Source organism: Armatimonadota bacterium, from assembly GCA_022563855.1.
Taxonomy (GTDB): Bacteria; Armatimonadota; Fimbriimonadia; order Fimbriimonadales; family Fimbriimonadaceae; genus JADFMN01.
Map to the genome: position 1 here is coordinate 68,642 of JADFMN010000006.1, position 19,790 is coordinate 88,431.

At 61.1% G+C, this 19,790-nt stretch carries 9 protein-coding genes; all 9 read left to right on the forward strand.

Features of this window, described 5'->3' with window-relative positions; translation table 11 throughout:
- Positions 1–143: 143 nt before the first annotated feature.
- The 9 genes from tadA to IH944_09000 all read left to right on the forward strand — a co-directional run bounded on the left by tadA (position 144) and on the right by IH944_09000 (position 19,732).
- Positions 144–1,904 carry a Flp pilus assembly complex ATPase component TadA gene (gene tadA / locus IH944_08960; protein ID MCH7904677.1) on the forward strand — a complete coding sequence of 587 codons (1,761 nt, stop codon included), beginning with the start codon at positions 144–146 and terminating at the stop codon, positions 1,902–1,904.
- A gap of 91 nt (positions 1,905–1,995) precedes the next feature.
- Positions 1,996–3,210 (forward strand): type IV pilus twitching motility protein PilT, encoded by a 1,215-nt coding sequence (locus IH944_08965; GenBank protein ID MCH7904678.1) that lies wholly within the window; start codon positions 1,996–1,998, stop codon positions 3,208–3,210.
- A 9-nt stretch (positions 3,211–3,219) separates the two neighbouring features.
- On the forward strand, positions 3,220–4,455 hold the full coding sequence (locus tag IH944_08970) for a type II secretion system F family protein (protein ID MCH7904679.1): 1,236 nt from the start codon (positions 3,220–3,222) through the stop codon (positions 4,453–4,455).
- Between the two features lie 101 nt (positions 4,456–4,556).
- A complete protein-coding gene (locus IH944_08975) occupies positions 4,557–6,398 on the forward strand; it encodes a prepilin peptidase (protein MCH7904680.1) in 1,842 nt (613 codons plus the stop codon).
- Positions 6,399–6,459: 61 nt separating this feature from the next.
- Positions 6,460–7,308 (forward strand): prepilin-type N-terminal cleavage/methylation domain-containing protein, encoded by an 849-nt coding sequence (locus IH944_08980; protein MCH7904681.1) that lies wholly within the window; start codon positions 6,460–6,462, stop codon positions 7,306–7,308.
- A 46-nt stretch (positions 7,309–7,354) separates the two neighbouring features.
- Positions 7,355–9,454 carry a hypothetical protein gene (locus tag IH944_08985; GenBank protein ID MCH7904682.1) on the forward strand — a complete coding sequence of 700 codons (2,100 nt, stop codon included), beginning with the start codon at positions 7,355–7,357 and terminating at the stop codon, positions 9,452–9,454.
- 1 nt (position 9,455) lies between these two features.
- The gene (locus IH944_08990) at positions 9,456–11,741 is read left to right on the forward strand and encodes a prepilin-type N-terminal cleavage/methylation domain-containing protein (protein ID MCH7904683.1); all 2,286 of its coding nucleotides are present in this window, start codon (positions 9,456–9,458) and stop codon (positions 11,739–11,741) included.
- An 18-nt stretch (positions 11,742–11,759) separates the two neighbouring features.
- A complete protein-coding gene (locus IH944_08995; GenBank protein ID MCH7904684.1) occupies positions 11,760–14,954 on the forward strand; it encodes a hypothetical protein in 3,195 nt (1,064 codons plus the stop codon).
- On the forward strand, positions 14,951–19,732 hold the full coding sequence (locus IH944_09000) for a hypothetical protein (protein MCH7904685.1): 4,782 nt from the start codon (positions 14,951–14,953) through the stop codon (positions 19,730–19,732). The genes IH944_08995 and IH944_09000 overlap by 4 nt, the downstream gene beginning before the upstream one ends.
- The last annotated feature ends 58 nt before the right edge of the window (positions 19,733–19,790 follow it).

A 19,790-nucleotide genomic window follows, 5' to 3' on the forward strand; every position in this document is an offset into this window, starting at 1 on the left:
AAAAAGGGTGCTACAAATTACGATTTGGCGAAAAATAGTTCTAAAATGAGTCAATTGCAAAAGCACCGGCACTTCGATAGCTGGCCCGTGCTACTGTTTTCTTGCGGACCTCTCCGCGTGGACTGACTGAGGATAAAGCGTTTATGGCATTGAAACGGGTACCGATGGCCAACTTCCTGATGGAGAAGGGCCACCTGACAAAAGAACAGCACGAAGAAGCCCTGAAGGTTCAGCGGCAGACCGGCAACACAGACCTCGGTCGAATTCTGATCGATCTCGGTCACGTCGGCGAGCGAGAGGTCTTGCAGGCGACGGCACAAGAAGCAGGGCACCAATTCGTCGATCTGGACCGCCTGAAGATCGATTCATCAGCGATCAACATCGTGCCGGAGCGCATCGTCAAGCTGCACGGCGTGATCCCGATCCGCAAGAAGGACACGACCTTGTGGCTCGCGATGGCCAACCCGCAGGACATACCCGCGCTCGACGACGTCCGTTTGGCGAGCGGTTGTCGCGTCAGGCCCGCCGTTGCGGTGCCGGGGGCGATCGAGGACGCGATCCGGAAACATTACAGCACGGCCAACGGCTCCCCGATGACGGATGAAGGGGTTACCGGTGATCAGCGCGAGCTCGTCTCCGATATGCGCGGCGTGATCGCTGCGGCACAGGTGGGTCGCGATGTTGACGACTCGTCGCTTCCGGATGACGCTACCGCAGAGCAGCTCGCCGAACAGGCACCGATCATTAAACTGGCGAACGCGCTGATCCAGCAAGGCGTCGTCGACGGTGCGTCCGACGTCCACGTCGAGCCGCAAGAGCGCCATGTGCGGGTCCGCTACCGCATCGACGGCGTTTTGATGGAGGCGATGACGGTTCCGAAGAACCTGCAGGCCCCGCTGATTTCGCGCTTTAAGATCATGGCGGACATGAACATCGCCGAGCGCAGGGTTCCTCAGGACGGTCGCATGGAGGTCCGGCACCAAGGCAACGAGTACGACCTTCGCGTCAGCTCGATTCCTTGTCCATACGGCGAAAAGGTCGTCATGCGAATCCTCGACAAAGGCAACGCCATGGTCGGTCTTCAGAAGCTCGGCTTCACGGCTGAGACGATGGCCAGAATCGAGGAGCTCGTCAGCCAGCCTAACGGTATGTTCCTCTGTACGGGGCCGACCGGCTCCGGAAAGACGACGACGCAGTACTCGGTTCTGCACAAGCTGAACACCGTCGAGGTCAACATCATCACGATCGAAGATCCGATTGAGTATCAGCTCAACGGACTCGCTCAGGTCCAGATCAACAAGAAGGCAGGTCTGACGTTCGCCACTGGTCTGCGATCCTTCCTGCGACAGGACCCCGACATCATCATGATCGGCGAGATGCGCGACTTGGAAACCGCTGAGATCGCCATCGAGGCCTCGCTGACCGGCCACCTCGTGCTCTCGACGCTGCACACGAACGATGCGCCGTCTGCCACGACGCGCATGATCGATATGGGCGTTGAGCCGTACCTGATCTCGGCGACGGTGATCGGCGTGCTGGCGCAACGTCTCGGAAGAAAAATCGACCTAGAGCACCGTGAGGCGTATACGGCCAAGGCGATTGATCTGCGCAGATTCGGATTCGAAGTGACCGACCCCGAAGAAGAGGTCGAGCTGTTCAGGGGTATCGCCCACGAGGACAACAGGATGACCGGTTACAGAGGTCGTACTGGTCTGCACGAGCTGATGGTCATGAACCAGGAGATCGCAGAGCTGATCGTGCGGCGCGGATCGGTTGCCGACATCAAGGCCGCAGCCAAGGTGGCAGGCATGCACGAATTGCGAGAGGACGGCCTGGAGAAGGTTCTCGCTGGCGTGACTGACCCCGCAGAGGTTATGCGCGTCGTATTCACCGCCGGCTACTAAAACCAGTCATCGGCTCGGTCCCTGGCGGCACCTTGCCGATACTGTTAGCTAGGTATCCTGCGGTTCGAACGAATTGGAAAGGCAGACGAGTATGGAAAAAGAATCGCAGTTGACCCCAAGTCCTCCGCCGGTAGGCGAGAACGTCGCAGCGGAGGCCGAGAAGAAAGACGTAGCTCCGCCAAAGGTTACGGGCAGCGTAGGCAAGCCGAAGACCTTAGAGGATCTTCACATCGATGAACTGCTCAACGTCATCGTCGACCGAAGTTGCTCCGACCTGCACATCTGCGTTGACAGCGAGCCGGTGATTCGCGAAGACGGCGCTCTAAAGAGGCTGAACTACGAAAAATTCACGCCGCAGCAGTCGCAGCGCATGATGTACGAGATCATCGCGGATGCGCAGATCCAGCAGTTTGAGACGACGCTCGAGCTGGACTTCTCGTACCAGTTGCCGCACCGCGCGCGGTTCCGCGTCAACATGTACCGCGAGCGCGGATCGATCGCCGGAGCGTTCCGCCTGATCTCCAACCGCATTCCGACAGTGCGCGAGCTGAACTTGCCAGCGATCCTCGACCAGCTTTCCGAGAGGCCGCGCGGATTGGTGCTGGTGACCGGCCCGACCGGTTCTGGCAAGTCCACCAGCCTCGCGGCGATGATCAACCACGTCAACGCGACTAGGGCGCTCCACATCATCACGATTGAGGATCCGATCGAGTATCTGCACTCGCACAGGCTGTGCATCATCAATCAGAGAGAGCTGGGGACCGACACGAAGAAGTTTTCAAATGCGCTGCGGGCGTGCTTGCGCGAAGACCCGGATGTGATCCTGGTCGGTGAGATGCGCGACACCGAGACCATCGCCCTGGCCATTACGGCGGCAGAGACCGGCCACTTGGTTTTCGCGACCCTGCACACGAACAACGCCGCAGAGTCGATCGACCGAATTATCGACGTGTTCCCTCCGGGGCAGCAGGAGCAGATCCGCGTTCAGCTGTCGAACAACCTCGTCGCGGTCTGCGCGCAGCAGCTGCTTCCCAGGGCCAGCGGCCCCGGCCGAATCCCAGCTATGGAGATCATGGTCGCAACGCCGGCGATCCGGAACCTCATCAGAGAGAACAAAACGCACCAGATTCCGTCCATTATTCAGACCAGCGCCGCAGCCGGGATGATGTCGATGGATCAGTGCCTGCGCAACATGTACATGAAGGGCCTCATCACTTTGGAAGAGGCTATGCTGCGTTGTATGAACCAGAAAGAACTGTCGAAGATGATCGACCTCGGCGGCACGAGCGCCAGACCGAACAGGTAGGTATAGAAAATGCCCGTTTACAGCTACACATTCAAAGATCCGAACGGTGCGACTCAGAAAGGCACCACAGAAGCAGAAAGCGAAGACAGACTGAGGAAGCGGTTCGAAGAGCAAGGCCTCGAGATCATCGAAGTCACGATGATCAAGAAGCGCGGCAGGGCGGTATCGCGCGGCTTTGGCAAAGTCAGGCTTACGCATCTCTCGGTGTTCTGCCGTCAGTTCTCCACGATGGTCGACGCCGGCGTGTCGCTTGTGCGATGCCTTGATGTGCTCGGGCGCCAGACGGAGGATCCAAAGCTGAAGAAGATCCTGCTCGACATCGGCGAAAGAGTCGAGGGTGGCGAGAGCCTTTCGCGAGGCATGCAGCGACACCCTAGAACGTTCAACAACCTGTTTATCGGTCTCATCCGGGCCGGCGAAGTCGGTGGCGTCCTCGAGGAGTCGTTGCAACGACTGTCAACGTTCCTGGAAAAGGACGTCGAGCTTCGCCGAAAGATAAAGGCCGCCATGACCTATCCGGTTTTGGTGCTGATCGCAGCTATCCTAATCGTGGGGTTCCTGGTCATTAGGATCGTTCCCGAGTTCGCCCAGCTGTTCGAGGAAATCGGTTTGAAACCAGAGGACTTCCCGAAACCCACTCAGTTCCTCGTCAACCTTTCGGACAACATTCGACACAACGGCATTATGATCCTGCTGGTGATCGGGGCAGTGATTGTCGCCTGGAAGCTGTTCACAGGCACTCGCTTTGGCCGCCGGGTAGCGGATCGAATCAAACTGCACGTGCCCGTATTCGGCAAACTGCACCAGAAAGTTTGCCTGGCGCGGTTCAGCCGAACGATGGGAACGCTGCTCACTTCGGGCGTGCCGATCTTGCAGGCGATGGAAACGGTATCGGGCGTAGTCGGCAACTCGATCATGGCCGACGCAGTGCTGGATGCGCGCGCAAGGATCAGAGAGGGAGACCGCATCGGCGACCCGCTCGAAGATTCAAAGATGTTCCCGCCCATGGTCGTGCACATGATCGGGGTCGGAGAAGAGTCGGGCTCGCTCGACTTCATGCTACAGAAGATCGCGGACTTTTACGAGTCCGAGGTCGAGGCGACCCTCCAGTCGCTCACCGCTGCGCTCGAGCCGATCATGATCGTGATCCTTGGCTTCATCGTAGGGTTCATCGTTATCTCAATGTTCCTGCCGCTGATCAAGATCATTGAACATATGTCAATGGACGGGTTCTCCGAAACGTAGGACCCGCGAACTCCGTCTTGAGGCTCGGCGCGGAAAATCTCGCCGGGCCTCGCTGTATGTCGGGTCCGCGGTTTCTTGCGCTTGGTGGAGGATAGCTGCAGATGTTTCCTGATTGGACTTGGGTGGCAGGGTTCGGTATCGGAGCGTTTATCGGATCGTTCGTCAACGTTGTCATCTACCGACTGCCAAGAGGGATTTCCCTGTCCAACCCAGCGCACAGCTTCTGTCCGTCCTGCGACCACCGCTTGACGGCGCTGGACCTCGTCCCGCTGTTGAGCTGGCTGTTCCTGCGCGGGCGGTGCAGACACTGCAAAGCCAAGGTCTCGTCCCGATACTTTTGGGTCGAGCTGTGCGTCGCTTCGCTCTGGGCGATCATTTGGTACCAGCACCTAGTAGTCGCGACGGACGTCCTCAACCCAGACCGCGTCTCCGTAAGTCTGGGGGCGGCGCACGCGATCGCATACGCGCTGTTCGCGGCCGCGCTCGTCGCCGCGATCTTCACCGATTTAGCCCATTACATCATTCCCGATCAGATCAACGCCTTTCTCCTGTTCCTCGGCTTCGGGCTCAATGTCGCGCTGATAGTGCTCCGTGAACCGAGCGGTTGGATGTGGGGCGTCCCCAGCAGCCTTGTCGGCGCGCTGTTCGGATGGGGCGTTCTTTGGGGAATCGCCTTCTTGGGCAGGCTGCTGTTCCGCAAGGACGCGATGGGGCACGGCGACATCAAGATGGCGCGTGGGATCGGCGCCGTTCTCCTGCCAGGTGCTGCAGTGATGAGCTTTGCGGTCGCGATCGTGCTTGGAGCGGTCATCGGGGTAGTGATTCTGCTGGTCCGGCGCCTTAGGCATCGCGACGGTGGGCGCGAGGTCCTTGTCAACACGATCGGCGACGCACAGCTCTTGCGGCTGATGCGACAACTGAGACTCGAGAAGCTGAACAAGAATTCAAACGCCGCCCAAAGCTCGCTGTCGAAAGCCGAGTCGCGGATCAACCAGTTGCTTGAAGGCTCTAGCGGCGTGACCTGGCTTCAGCGAAGACGGTTGCAGGGCTCTCTCAGCGGCATGAAGGAGCTCGCTGGCTGTTTCGGCGCGAATCAGGACGTCGCCATATTTCTCAGCGACGACGCCTTCGAGTGTCGGTTCAACGGAGATTTGTCCGCATGGCTTTTCACGTTGCTGAAGGGGTTCGAGAACGCCATGAAGGAGGGAGACTTGGAGGCTGCGGCCAAGCTGCTGGGACTTCTTCCAGACCGTGCGATCAGTGTGACCGTCGGCGAAGGGGTTGACCGAGCGGCGGTCGAGGAGCAGATTGAAACGGCTAATCGCGCCTTGGACTCGATCGGAATAGGGCTGCGCACATCCGGCGACCGTTCGATTTCGTCGGTCACCGTACTAGCAGACCAGAGTCAAAAGATCGCCCAGGCCAAGGACGATTCAGACTTCAGCTTCAAACTGACCGTCGACGAACCGATGACAGACCGGGGATTTGTGGCCGCGGCCCTAGCGGTGATAGGCGTTAACGTTCCAAGCCATTTGGTTGACGAACCGTCGTTGTCAGGCTCTGAGCTTGCAAAAAGGGTTCGATCCGAGGCGAAAGCTCGGATGGAGGAGCTGGATTCCATACGGACCGGGTGCAAGGAGATTCTGGAAAACGGCGAGGCGCCGGACTTTATCTTCGTCGAGTCTATAGGCTCGCTGGCCAAGTGCGGAGTGGGCTACCTCTTGGCCATGGACGTGGTTGGGCTGGCGTTCCCGAAGGTGTACGAATGGTGGTTCGGCGAAAACCCCTACGCATATGAGGAGTTTGAGGAGGATCCTGTAGTAGAATTGACGATGATTCCATTCGGGCCGTACTTGGCGGCAGGGGCGTTGATCGTCATGTTGGCCGCCAGCCCGCTCTGGGCGCTGTGGAGCCGGTACATGGCTTTCATGGGCATCGAGTAAAAAAGAATGGAACATGTTGGAGTGGATCAAAGTCAATGTATTTGCACCGGAGTGACGACATATGAGGCGACGGGTTGGATTTACCCTGATTGAGCTGCTCGTGGTCATCGCGATCATCGCGATACTGGCCGCAATAATCGTGCCTGTTTTTGGGCGGGCGAAGGACTCCGCGTATCGGCACGAGGACATATCGTCGATGAACACCCTGCGCTCGGCGGTGCAGCTCTACTACGTCGATCACGGTGCTTATCCGCCGGCGCTGCTCGGGTACGTCTCGTACTACATGACGGGGCCGAACGCGGGCAATCCGATTCCCGCCAACCAGATCAACAGCTATTTGTACAAGAGCCGAGTCGGTTCGCTCTCCACTTTCAAGCCCGCTTACAATCGGTACAACTCGCTGGAGATAACGATTGCCGTCTATCCGAACCAGGATTCTCGCAAGCCCGGCACGGCGCCGATCGGCGACTTCAACGGCGACGGATTGATCGACGGCGCCGACGACCATGAAGACGCGAGGCAGGCGTACGGCCCGCTGGACGGATTCGTCCTTCCTGGCGGTGGGGTCACGGGCGACCCGCTGGTGGCGGCGCAGTTCTACCGCGTCAGCGGATACGACGTGACCGACGTGCCGTTGCTCGACGGCGGCATTCGGATCGAGTTGAGGTACACGCTTTTCTGGACCAAGTTCGCGCTGCAGCAGAACGGCGACCTGGTCGACGACCCGCGCCAGATGGGCTACGCGAATCCGCCGGACGATACGGTCATTACTTGGAACACGTATTTTAGGTCCTGGGAGGGCGGGACGCCGAAGAACGGAAACCGAGACATCATGCTGTTCGTCGGCGGCTCCGCCAAGTCGTTCAGTTCGCGCGACGTTCACGACAGGTCGTGGAGGGTCACCCCTTAACCGCCCCGCGACGCGCATCGCAACGGCAAGGCTCCCGGACAGCGAAATGAAGCGGACCAGCAGGCGACACGGCTCAACCCTGATCGAGACACTGACGGTTATCGTCGTGTTCCTCGTCGGCATTCTGGCGATGATCCAGATTTTCCCGCCAGGCCTGACCGCGCTGCGCCACACGGGCGGCGTGCAGGCTGCTGCAGCCATAGGCAGAGCTGAAGTCCAGAGGATGCAAGCCAAGCCGGGGCAATTGCCAGAGTACATCGCGCCGGTTACGTATGTGACCACGAACGCCGGAAGCTTTATCATCTTAGACCCGAACCGTCCCTTCTCAGAGCTGATGGCCGACAAGGACCCTGACCCGGCGCCGGGATTCCTCGATCAGAACGGCGACATCTTCCTGAACGGCGGCGTCGACAATATCGGCTCCTGGGAGAAGATCAGCGGCTCGAACAGGTTCTCGCGGGTTTTCGGCGAGTCGCATCCGGTGACCTCTCCGCGCCAGGTGGGCTCTTCTCTGTACGGTTCGATCATCGATATGATGTTCGCGCCGTTCTACTTCTTCCCGACGCCCAACGGCGTCGGTGAGCCCGGTGTGCTGCAGGCGTACGGCAATAGGTTCTCGCGCAGAACGGGCAACCGGTTGCGAGGCATACCCTCGACGTTCAGGACGCCCTCGTCCACGCGCTTCTACTTCGTTCCCGCGAGCCTTACCGATTCCGGCGATCCGTTCCCTGGTTTCGACCAGATATGGGTATCGGGCTTGTCGGTCATCGACCTTCGCTTCCAGCTTAGTTTTTTCTACGACAGCGGTGGCAACACCGATGAGTACAGCACGATCATCACTGTTCTGCTAGATCCGGCGGCCCTTCCGCCGTTTGCCGGCATGGCGGGCAACTACATCGTGATCTCCGTGCCGGAGCTGATCGGTCAGGTGGACATTTACGGTCGAAACCTGTACGCGCCCGGCAACTACTTGGGCGTCGATGCGAACTCCCTGCGGGTTCAGCGCCTGTTCAGCGAGATTCCGGTTGCGAACGCGTTCAACCCATCAAACCCGTACGAGTACAAGGTGGTGAGCTCGAACCTCGGCTCGATCCTCGTCAATCCGAGGGCGTTCCAGTTCAAGGTGAGGAACGAGCGCGGCCAACTGAAGCCGCTTCAGGTGAACCTCGACTACACGGTTTTCGACTGGCGCATCCTGCGGGATGAGTTCAGAGCGCCGCGCGGAGCGCCGTACTCGCTCAAGCTTCTGCGCCCCAGCATCAAGTCGCTGACCTCGCCCGGCCCCGACGGCCGTCAGCACACCGGGATCGGCCTGGCCGTTCCGGTGCTCGACCCGAGCGGCGCTTCGGTGACCGTCCGCGACGACGACTTTGTAGTCGTCGACCTGACGACCGGCGCAGTAGTGCTCGGCAACCACACGTCGACGGGCGCCAACGAAAGCGGCTACTACGTCGACAAGACGAACGGCTTCATCACGTTCCGCGATGTGGACGGGATCGTCGATCCCAGCACGGGCAACGGCCTGAGCGCGTACATGAGCTTCCCGACCAACGACCCGCTGTTCCCGTGGAGTGCGCCTGTGTTCGTGGCGGACATCGGTGGCCGCGCCCTCCGCGCCCTGTATCTCGCGCGCGGAGAGTGGGCGGTGCAGCCGTACAAGGCCGCCAGCGAGTATAGGATCACAGGGCTTCTCGCCAGCAACGGCCTGCAGATCGCCGAGTGCTATATCGGCGCTTCCCGGCTCGACGCCGGCAACGTCCCGATCGGCGACCCCGACAGGCTGTACTTCCCGCTGGCCGATCGCGGCCACAAGGTGCTGGTCGGAGAGATTTGGTACAACCAGGGCTTCGGGCCGCGCGTTTTCCGTGATCAGGAGTTTCAGATCGACGGTATCCAGAACGTCGGCGGGACGCAGCTCGCGTACGCCGACCTTTCGGCGCGAGCGCCGGGAGCGGTGTTCGATTATTCGCGCGGATACGCGGTCCGGCGAGTGCGGGGCGCGTCCATGACCGTTCGCGTTCTTTGGAATCCGGCCAGCTTTGTTCTAGGCACCGACCCCGAGGCGAACTTCAGGAGGCTCGAGGTCTGGATGAGAAGCTGGCGCCGCATGAAGACGGATAGTTTTGCAGTGGGCGGTGCCAAGTAGGATGATGTACCGTCGAAGAGCTTTCACGCTGATCGAGCTGATCGTCGTCATGGCGATTTCAACGATGCTGCTCACGATCATCGCGATCCCGATGATCCACAGCTTCAACATCACGCGGGCGGCGCAAGGGTACGCGAATGCCCAACGTCGCGCTTCCGACGTGATCTCGATGATGGAGAAGGAGATCGGCAACGCGGTAGCAGTGCGGGACAACAGCGGTACGCGCGGGTCTCAGTACGTCGTCGTTCCCGGTTCTGACGGTTTTCCTGAGACCTTGCTGATGAGCGCAACGAAGCTGGACTTCTACAGGGCGGCCCTCGGCGAACCGCTGCGCGGACCGAGCGGGGCGTACATCAACCCAGGGACCGGAATGGAAGACCCGACCACGCCGACGCCGATCGGACAGGTGAACCTGCCCGTGGCGCGCGGCCTCACGATGGTGCGGTACTTCATCGGCCTAGCGAGGCCGCTGTCCGACACGGACAGGGACGGACTGCCCGACCGCGCCGAATCGTACAACAACCCTTACGACGGACTGCTCATGAAGCGGAACTCGGACCGCGACAACCTCTTTGTGCTGTACCGCGGCGAGGTGCAGCCGTTCGTGTTCTCGACGGCCAACAACCGATTCGAGGTCAATACGCGCGCCTTCGTCCCGTCCGATCCCGCCGACCTGAGCCGCGACCCGATTTATGACGATCCGGCGTTCTTCACGATGATGCCGGGCGTCGACTACGACCCTTCGATTGGTCCCAGGCAGCCGAACCTGACACCTGTCGGAGAGGATAAGGCTAAGCTGGTTCAGTACTGGACCCAGAACGCCACGATCGTAACGGAAGTGAGCCGGTACGACATGATCAACGTCGAATATGATCGGCGAAACGGCAAAGCGTTCTACGACAACAACGTGCCGCGCGTCACGCCGCTGATCAGAATCCAGCCGACTCGGGTCGCGAGCGAAGCAGCGCTGGGTGAAGTGTCCGCCAGGGTCGGCGAAGAGACCGACAACGCAGTGAAGCTCGGGGCTGACACGTACCGAACGGAGTACGGTGCTTGGTCAAACCTCCTGATGCGCATATGGCCCAGCGACTATCCGACGGCCTGGGGGTACGGAGCTGGCCAGCGGACGGCAGGCCAGGTCAGGCGCTCCTGGGGTTCCGGCGGACGCGCTCTGAACACGCCGTACATGGTCGGCCGCCCGCGGCTCGACCTCGCCGGTAACGTGCTCGGCTTCAGCCTCTATGCGTACGACCCGACGTCCGGCGTGAGCGATCTCGCAGGCGGACTTGAGGTCTTCGACTACTCGCTCTACAATCGGTTTTTGGAGTCCGGTCTGCCGGGCGGATTCTCGGCCGCAGTCGACGCCGCGAACGCCCGCAGCGCGTGGCTGACGATCGTCGAGCCTGCCGTGCCGGATCTCTTCGTGCCCGTGTTCCCGAACGCCAGGGCCGGTCGCGTCATCGCCAGTTTCGATATCCGCGAAGTAGGGCAGCTTGGCGTCGGATACAACGAGAACGTGCCGACCGTCGATCCGTTCGGCGGGAGCCCGGTTGGAATCGGAACGGGCCTCGCGGTCACGCCGAACGATCCGATGTTCTCAGTCGGGGCGTGGACCGATTACACGAAGATCAACGAACGCTTCGGCAAACTTTGGCGGGACTGGGCGATTCTGATGCCCGGGCTGGACCGATCCCGTTACGTGAAACGGTTCGTCCTGCTCGGAACGGTTCCACAGTCCGACGGCACGCCCAGCCCACTGAACAAGACGCCGTACGCGACGGGCGGGTCCGGGTTCAGGCGCGCCTACGTGCAACCCGGCTCCGAGGTCGTGATCGGCCCGGATCAAGGCGCAGGCCCGAACTACGGTCGTCTGATTCGCTACGTGAGAACGACGCAGCGCCCCGTCGGACCGAACGAGTACTTCATCAATTACGTCGATCAGCCCGATCCGGACTACGCCGGCATTGGCATCCCGGCGCCGCCTGCAATCCACGACCCGTCGTTCTACGATCCCAACAACTTGATCTCGGCGATCGTCCAGCCGCAGTTCAGAGCAGGCTACGTTGAGTTCAACTCCCGGTTCGGCGAACCGATTCCGGAAGGGAACATATTCGTCACGTATCGCTTCCAATTCAACGAGCAGAACGACGTCATCGCCGTCGATTACGACTCGTCGGAGTTGTTGGAGGTCGTGCTGACGGTCAAGACGTTCCCGCTGACGAGCATGCCGAACAACCAGGTGGTGACGCTGAAAGGCTCCGCCGTCGTGAGGAACTTCATCCGATAGGACAGCCTGATGAGGAAGATGCGTACTAGAAGAACGGAGTGGATCGGCCGCAACAACGGCCAAACGTTGATCATCGCGATCATCGTCCTCGGCGTGCTGCTCATTCTGGGCGGCGCCTTCGCAGCCATCATCGCGCAGTCTATGAGCCGCTCTAGCTCAAGCCAGCGCCGAACTGTGGCGAACGATCTGGCGGAAGCCGGGGCGCGGTACGCGCACTACCAGCTGCTGCACTCAGTTCTAGGAGCCGACTGGCGCCCAGCCCCGACCCCGCCGTTCAGCGTCTCGCCTGCGGGCTTTACCAAGGATCCGGATGCGATGTATCTGCGACCGGGCTCCGGCTTGATGTTTCCCGGAACGAACGACGCTCTCGTGGATCGCGGTGGCCCGGACGGCCTTGGCCCGTACACCCGGGTGTTCTTTGAGCGCGGTCGCGTTCTCTTGCGCGTACGGTACGCGCCAAGCAATTACAATGCGTTCGCCACGCCGACGGGGGGCCTGAGGCAGTCCGGCAAGACGCGCAGCTACCTAGTCATCGAATCCGTCGGTCGAGCGGGGCGGCTGCTGACGGGAGGCAAGATCGATCCGACGCGTCTGGCTCGCGAGGCGGTCAAGGTTCAGAACTACAAGGACGCAGATGACCTGGCCAACTCCCTTGGCCGCGTTCGGCACATTGATTCGCAGATCACCGCATCCCGCAAGATGGTGGCGTTCGCGACGACCGGGATCAACAACTACGCGATGTTCATCACGGATCTGAACCACGTCGCGCGCCCGGCAGATTTCGGCTGGCCGACCGCTGGCGGCGGCGGATCGTTCGACTCCGCCGTTTCGGTTGGCGCGTACTTCGCCGGCAGTCCGGTTCGCGTGGCGGTGGAGATCGGCATCTCTTACCCCGAGCCGAACGCGGGCAGAGGAAGATCCTGGCTGTTCACGCCAGGTCAAGGCGGGTTCCACAGCAATATGTCGCTGAGGATTCACGGCGACGTGCAAGTCCACCTCAACGCCTTCCTCGGTGAGGCGTTCCAGATTCACGGGAACGTGAGCGCGGCCAACGACGCCTCGAACCTCGAACTGTCCAGGTCGTACTACGACGCCGGGACCGACCTCTGGCTGAGCGACTGGGGCGGGAATCCGTCGACGGTCACAGTGCCGATATCGATCACGGGTACGGCGCTCGACAGCAGAAACCCGTCGTTCAGCACTTACGGCAGGGTGTTCGTCGACGGCGTACAGCAGCCCGACGCGATGGGGTACCCGCGCGGAATCACGTACATTGAGCCGCCGCTGATGGATTTGGAAGATCCGCAGGGCGGCGCTGACCGGTTCCTGCTGAGTTCGCGCGATTCGGGGCGGGTCATCAACGGCTTCAACCTAGGGCGCTGGGGTTTTGGCGAGGGCGTCTACGTCGATTCGCCGGAGCGAGGCAACGTCTCGACTGAAGATGAGAGAGAAGCGCTCGGCGCCATGCGGTCGCTGCCGAACGACTGGATGAATCCGAACAACGCCAATTCGTTAGGCTGGCAAGGGCCGTTCTACCGGCCGATCGGCGCATACCTGAAGCTGCGGCACGACGGATTTGAAATCGTGCGGGACAGCCGGAGCCGGCGACGGTTCTGGCGCGACCCGGCCAATGGCGCTTCGACCGGCCTCTCGACGATTCGATACAGGCTACGGGACATCGGCGGCCAAGTCTGGACCCTCAACTCGATCCAGCATCCGACGCTTGCGAATCAGCCTGCGGCGTCGCTTTCGAACGGTGATTTCTTGAACAACGGGCTTCCGTTCAACGGGGTCGTCTACTTTGAGGGCGACGCGCGCGTTCGCGGCGTGATACCCACGAACATCCAGCTAACGGTCGTTTCAGGCGGCACCATTTACGTCGAGGGCAGCATCACGAAGGGTCTGATCACAGAGTTTGGCGCGATGCTCTCGACCCCGAGCCGTTCCGCGATCAGCCTGATCGCGCGGGACTACATCACGGTCAACACTACGCAGTTCTTCGCGCCGGGGCCGGGCGAAGATCCGAAGCCCAAGAACGCCGACGCGCTTCCCGATACTCCGAATCCGATCGAGCTCGACTGGGGCGGCCCGACCAGCATCACGCTGCAAGCGCAGTTCCTCTATGGGCCGGATCCGGATCCCAGCAACGGGGGAATCAATCCTTTCAATCCGATCACCTGGGTTCCGTACGCTCTGCGATACGCCGAATGGGCAGGCGCGAACGCCGTCGGTCCAGCGTTCGAGTCGGAGCTGCTGGTCGCGAACTCGGCTGACGACAACGGTCCAGCCTTCACTTCGATGGACGTCGGTCCGACGCTCGGCACTCTCGCATCATACTTTTTCAGCCGGCAGCTCGATTTTGCAAGCGCGGGAACGATCACTTACAACGCCGCCGATCCGTACTTCACGCCTGGGCGGAACATTCCGATCTACGGGCTGGGCAATCCAGCCATCAACGCCTATCCGAAATTCGAGACCGTTGGTCACCCGCTGGTCAGGCCGGGCACCTGGTCTATCGGCGCAGGCAGGCGAACGCTCGTGCCACCGGGCGGCAACCCCGAAGGAGACTACGCACTGGCGCTGATGGACGACACGAAGTTGAGGATCAGGTTGGACTCGGTCGGACCGCTGCCGCCGAAAAACTACCTTGCGGCACGGTTTGCGATCGCTCCTTACGACGTGCGAATCGAGGCCGCGATGTACGCGCAAGAAGGCTCGTTCTACGTCATCCCCGGCAACTGGTTCAACATGAACTCGGACGATTCGCGCGAGCAGTTCAACGCGTGGGTAAGCGCGACGAACCTCGACCAAGCGCAGCGCCAGAGATTCGAGCTGTTCGGCAACACGCCTTCTGTCCCGTTCTTCGCAGAACCGCTGGACGTTAGAGTGGCGATCATTGGCGCGATCAGCCAAAACGTGCCGGCGCCGATCGCGCACCAGTCGCAATGGCTGCAGAAGTGGGGTTGGATCCCCCGCGAGATCGGCGGTACAGGCCGGTTGATTCCTTGGCAGCACGTTCCGGCGCTATACAATTTGGCCGCAGAGAACGCGGTGCCGAACTTCACTCTCGTCTTCGACCCGACCTTTGCGACGGGTTCGGCGGACGGGGCGAATCCGATGCGAGTGGACGGCAACGGCTGGGCGCTTTCCGCTACACCCAGACTGCCGGTCAGCCCGACTCTTGTGTTCTTCGGCGACGAGGTAAATCCGTGAAACTAGTACGACTTACGATCACATGTCTTTTGGCGGTTGCTGCCGTCGTTGCGCTCGCGCAGCCGCTTTCCTACGCCCATCGCAGGACGACTGTAAACGCCGGTGTGCTGCTCATCGAAAGCCAGCGCATCGGAAATCCGAGCGTGCCGGCGAACCCCGCACCGCACATATGGTTCAACATTGACTCCGATTCGTCGGTGAAGCCTGCGGGCTGGACGTTCGACAGCCCGATGGGCCAGTCGTCGATGACCGCCGACATGTGGCAGCGGTGGAGGAACCGCCCTGGCGCGGGCTTCGTTCCGCCGGTCGGGTCGAGGATCAGCAAGCGCGACGCCTCGTATTGGGAAGTGTCGCTGACGACGGTCGGCCAAGAGACCATGGCTCGGTTCGACGTGCTCTCTCTAAGCCTCAACGGAACGCTCTCCCTGAACAGCATTGAGCGCGAGAAGCTCCGCAACTACATCGATCAGGGCGGCATCCTGTGGGTGGACCTGATCAACGACGCGTCCATCGGGCTCGATCTCGCCAACGGAATCCCGTACGGGTTCGACTGGATGGTCTCGAACGCTCCGATCCAGATCAACCCCGCGCACCCGCTGCTTCGCCGACCAAATCTGCTGTCGGTCAACGACGTGAGGCGCATGGACTACGCGTTCGCGCTTTCCGGCGTTGTCACGTTGCGTGTAAACCTAGCCAAGTGGAAGGTCGCAAGACTGCTGTCGTGGATCGAGCCGGACTCGCGGCGGCTAGAGCCGGTCGCAGCAAACGTCGACGGCAACACGATCAGCTCGGGGCGGCTCGGCGACGGCTATATCGTCGTGACGTCCCGCGGCGTGTCGGCGACCCTCAACAGAGGATTCAATAGGAACGCCCCTCCGCCGGCCGTGCCGCAGGTCAACAGGGGGTTCGCTGGCCTTGAACCGGTCGTCGATCCACAGTTCACGGCTGCGGCGAAGTTCGTCGTTAACCTGCTGTCGCTGAACACGAGTTATGCGATGCCGGGAGCTGGATCGCGCAAGTCGAGCAGCAGCGGATCCAACGTTCGAGCGCCACTGCTGGAGCGATTCAACGTCTCGTTGGGCGCGATAGAGAGAGACAAGCCGCCCGCGCTGTTCAAAGGGTATCTGATCACATCGATCGGTGGTCGCGTAACCGTATTCGACGCCCAGCCGGATAGAGATATCGACGGCGACGGCGATCCGGACGACGGTGAGCCCGACTTGGCAGGGTCCGGCGCCGATCTGATCTGGCGGAGCGTAGACCTGGGCAGGCTGTCATCGCCTGCGGTGGTTGAAGTCACCAACACGTCGCTCGTCAATCCGGATCGTAAGAACTTGTTGGCGATCAACCAGATTTGGGTCGTCGACAACGGTGGCACCGTACACATTTTCGACCTCGAGACCCCGGAGGGCTCGGAGGTACAGTCGGTCGAGAAGATACTCCCACCGAACGGCGAGTTTTCGGACGGCTCCGCTTCAGGGCCGCACGCGCCGACGTTCCACGAGGGCGTCGCGTTCGTCCACGACACTCGCGCGTCGGACGGAAACGGCCGCATCCGCGCGATCGACTTGAATACGGCGATCCCGCTCTTCACGGATGCCACAGAGTGGGTGATCAAGGGAACTGGAGCGCTGCAGCCGGCAGGCGCGAGCCCGACGGTCGGCTACATACCGATCCAGGACAACTCGAGCGGACTCGATCGCGTCGTGTACCTGCCGATGGAGCCGACGGTCGTTGGAACGCCTCAGCCCGCGGCCGTGGCGAGCATCTGGTTCGGCGCCCGCGGCGAGCGACCGATTCGCGCCCGGCTCGTCAACCCGGGCATTCTTCGTATTACAACGCGCGCCAGCAGGAACGGCCTCCCGGTGTTGTTCGCCGGGTCGAACAGCTCCCTGGGCATCAAGATTACGATACTCAAGCCGAACGGCGACCCGTTTACCCTGGCCGAGATGGAGGACAATCTGAACGGCACGCTCACCGATCCGGGAACAAACGGCGAGATCGACATCGGAATTTCGACTACGGCCTGGGACTGGGACGGCACGATCACGCCTGGCAACCCGAACGACGACGTCGGGTGGCGAGTCGATTACACGATCGATTGGGGAGGGATTTCGACCGGATTGGGCGGCGTGCCTGCAGACAAGTTCGTCCGCGGAAAGCTGCAGTTCCCCGACACACTGATTACCGCTGGCTCCGGGCGAAGGCGAATTCAAGGCAACGTCGCTCTTGGATCAACCGGCAACCTGTACGTCGTCACGGCATCCCCTGATCCGCGAGGGATCGGCGGAACGCTGTTCAACCTGCGCGAAGAGGGCCGAGGCCAGTTCAGGCTCGTATACCGCTACGACCTCTACGACCAGATGACGTTCCAGCTCAACAACAGCAGCGGTACGACAGACTCGATAAATTGGCCCGGCGCGGTCACCGACGAGGACGAGCTGCTCATCGACTTTCCGTTCTTGGGGTCATCGATCTGGAATCTCAGGTTCGTAGGCGGTCCATCGGTCGTCGGCGACACGGTGTACTGTGTCGCAGCCGGCGGCAAGCGGTTCGGCATATCGTCTGCGGCCTTTATCGACGCTAGCGTTCTGTTCGCTTTTGAAGCGAATCCGGGGCCGCTGGAATTCGAAATCGAAGGCTCCGCCGACTTTACGCTCGTGCAGCCGGACATCTCGCGCAGCACGAATAAGTTGGCGCCGACACAGTTCAGCGTGATGAGGCGCGGCCAGTTCACGACAGAGCCGATCCCGAACACGAATCGGCGGCGGGTCATTTTGAAGAACGCCATGACCACGAGCAGCGGTCGCATCACGGACTCCATCAGTTCGAGCCTCCCAGTGATCATTCGGCGATCCGGACAGACGGACCTGATCATCGAACCGGAGAGTCCGGCTGTCAACGGACGGGTCTTTCCCGGCTTTGCTCGCGGTCGATTCGATCCATTGGTGTGGTACGTAGTGCTCAACGGGTTCGAAGCGGTTACGGCGCCAGTCGTCGCAGGCGAGACGCTCTACTTTGCCGGCAGCAGCATTCTCCCGTCAATCTTCGCCAGTGGCTTTACGCCGCCGTTCCGCCGGCACGGTCTGATCTACGCCTTCGATGCGCAGATCAGTCCGAGCGATCCGTTCCTTCGCACCAATTCGATCCGGCCGTGGCATCAGCAACTTTCGACGTTCGTTAAGAGGTCGGCGGCTCCTGGGGACTTTATCGCAGCCGATGCGATGCTGTGGCCACAGTTCCAGGGCGCCCGCAGTATTGACGACCTGAGGGTGCGCGTGCTGCAGGCTGCGCTGCCGGAAGAGAGGGTGCTCAACCTTGCCGTCGGCGACGGCGCGCTTGCCGCAACGAGCGACCAGCGGGTCCATGGATTTACGCGCTCCGACTTCGTCGTCGTCGACGAAGGCCGGGTATCGCGGTTCGACGCGGCCGGGAACCCGGTGTGGAGCGCCACGCAAACCGTATCAGCCGGTCTGGTGCAGCCAAACTCGGCTGCGAGCACGGGCGTTCGGCTATCGAGGCCGACGAGGCTGTACCCGACGCCGGACGGCGGGTTCTGGATCGTTGACTCTGGCAACAACCGAGTCGCTTTGATCGATGCGGCTGGCACCGAGCAGCGCACCATTTCAAGATTCAAAATCGATCCAAAGTTCGTGCCGCAAGGCATGAGCGACTCGGAATCGCTCGATCTCAGCGATCCGCGCGACGTCTTTACGTTCACCTCTCGCGTCGTACCTGCGGACAATCCGTTCTCGAACGCTCGCCCGCTGGAGTTATGGCGCCACGTGCTGATCGCAGAAGCGGGCAACAATCGGATCGTAGAATTGGTAGATCGGTACGAGCTAAACCCTGGCACCGGACGCCTGATCGGTGCCGTTCAGTATTTTGATCCGAACAGCACGAGGCCGGGAGGCGTCGAGACCGCGCTGGGAATGTTGCGCTGGCACACGCCTGAGGAGCTGTCCGGCAAGCGGTATGCCTACAACAGCATTGATGACGTGTTCATTGACGACGGTTTCGGCGGCAAGCGCCGGGTCGTAGCGTTCGGGTTCGGCAACGTCGAGCCGGGGAGGGCGACGTTTGGGCTCGATTCTTCTCCACAGGACCTGGACGTGTCGAGCGGCTTCGGCGGAATCGTCATTTATGACGGCGCCAGCACATTGGTCATCACCGACTTTTCAAAGCCGGCGATCCCCGCAGGGGCGTTCTTGGTGGAGACCGGCCCGGGAACTGGGCTGTACGACTTCCTGTCGGCGCCCAAGGCCGCCGAGCCCAATCACAAAATCGCCGGGCTGTCGTCCGTGACCCTGCGCGTCATTCCGACCGTATTCGGCGTGAGGCTGGCTGTGATGGTTTCGGAGGCTTCCGGAGTGTATGAGATCATCCAGCCGAACTTGGCGAATCCCGATCAGTGGGAAGTGAACTGGATGCTGCCCACAGAGGCGTACCGCGGCGTGCGGCGACCGCGATCCGCGGGGCCGTACAATCTGGTCCAGTTGAATGGAAACGCGCTCCAATTCAGACCGATGTACTCCCGGCGGCTGGACTCGGGCGAGGTTCTGATCGTCAACGGCTACGTCGGGCTGACGTTCAACGGCTCGACGTTCAACGGCGAAGTCGCCTTGTTCGATGGAAGGATCCTCGGAACTGGGAACGAACCGGGCTACGACGTCCTACGGCCAAACCTCGGATTCAATTCGTTGAGCATCAAATACGAACTGCCACCAGTGCTGGGCATACGCGGAATCATGCGGCCTGTGTACGCGGAGCGCCAATAACATGGAGCAAGTGCTTGTGTATAAGAGAAGATATCTCAGTAAGACCATTGCGGTAGTA

Coding starts and splice junctions, on each gene's coding strand:
- tadA (MCH7904677.1), top strand. CDS start 144: ATGGCATTGAAACGGGTACCGATGGCCAACTTCCTGATGGAGAAGGGC.
- IH944_08965 (MCH7904678.1), top strand. CDS start 1,996: ATGGAAAAAGAATCGCAGTTGACCCCAAGTCCTCCGCCGGTAGGCGAG.
- IH944_08970 (MCH7904679.1), top strand. CDS start 3,220: ATGCCCGTTTACAGCTACACATTCAAAGATCCGAACGGTGCGACTCAG.
- IH944_08975 (MCH7904680.1), top strand. CDS start 4,557: ATGTTTCCTGATTGGACTTGGGTGGCAGGGTTCGGTATCGGAGCGTTT.
- IH944_08980 (MCH7904681.1), top strand. CDS start 6,460: ATGAGGCGACGGGTTGGATTTACCCTGATTGAGCTGCTCGTGGTCATC.
- IH944_08985 (MCH7904682.1), top strand. CDS start 7,355: ATGAAGCGGACCAGCAGGCGACACGGCTCAACCCTGATCGAGACACTG.
- IH944_08990 (MCH7904683.1), top strand. CDS start 9,456: ATGATGTACCGTCGAAGAGCTTTCACGCTGATCGAGCTGATCGTCGTC.
- IH944_08995 (MCH7904684.1), top strand. CDS start 11,760: ATGCGTACTAGAAGAACGGAGTGGATCGGCCGCAACAACGGCCAAACG.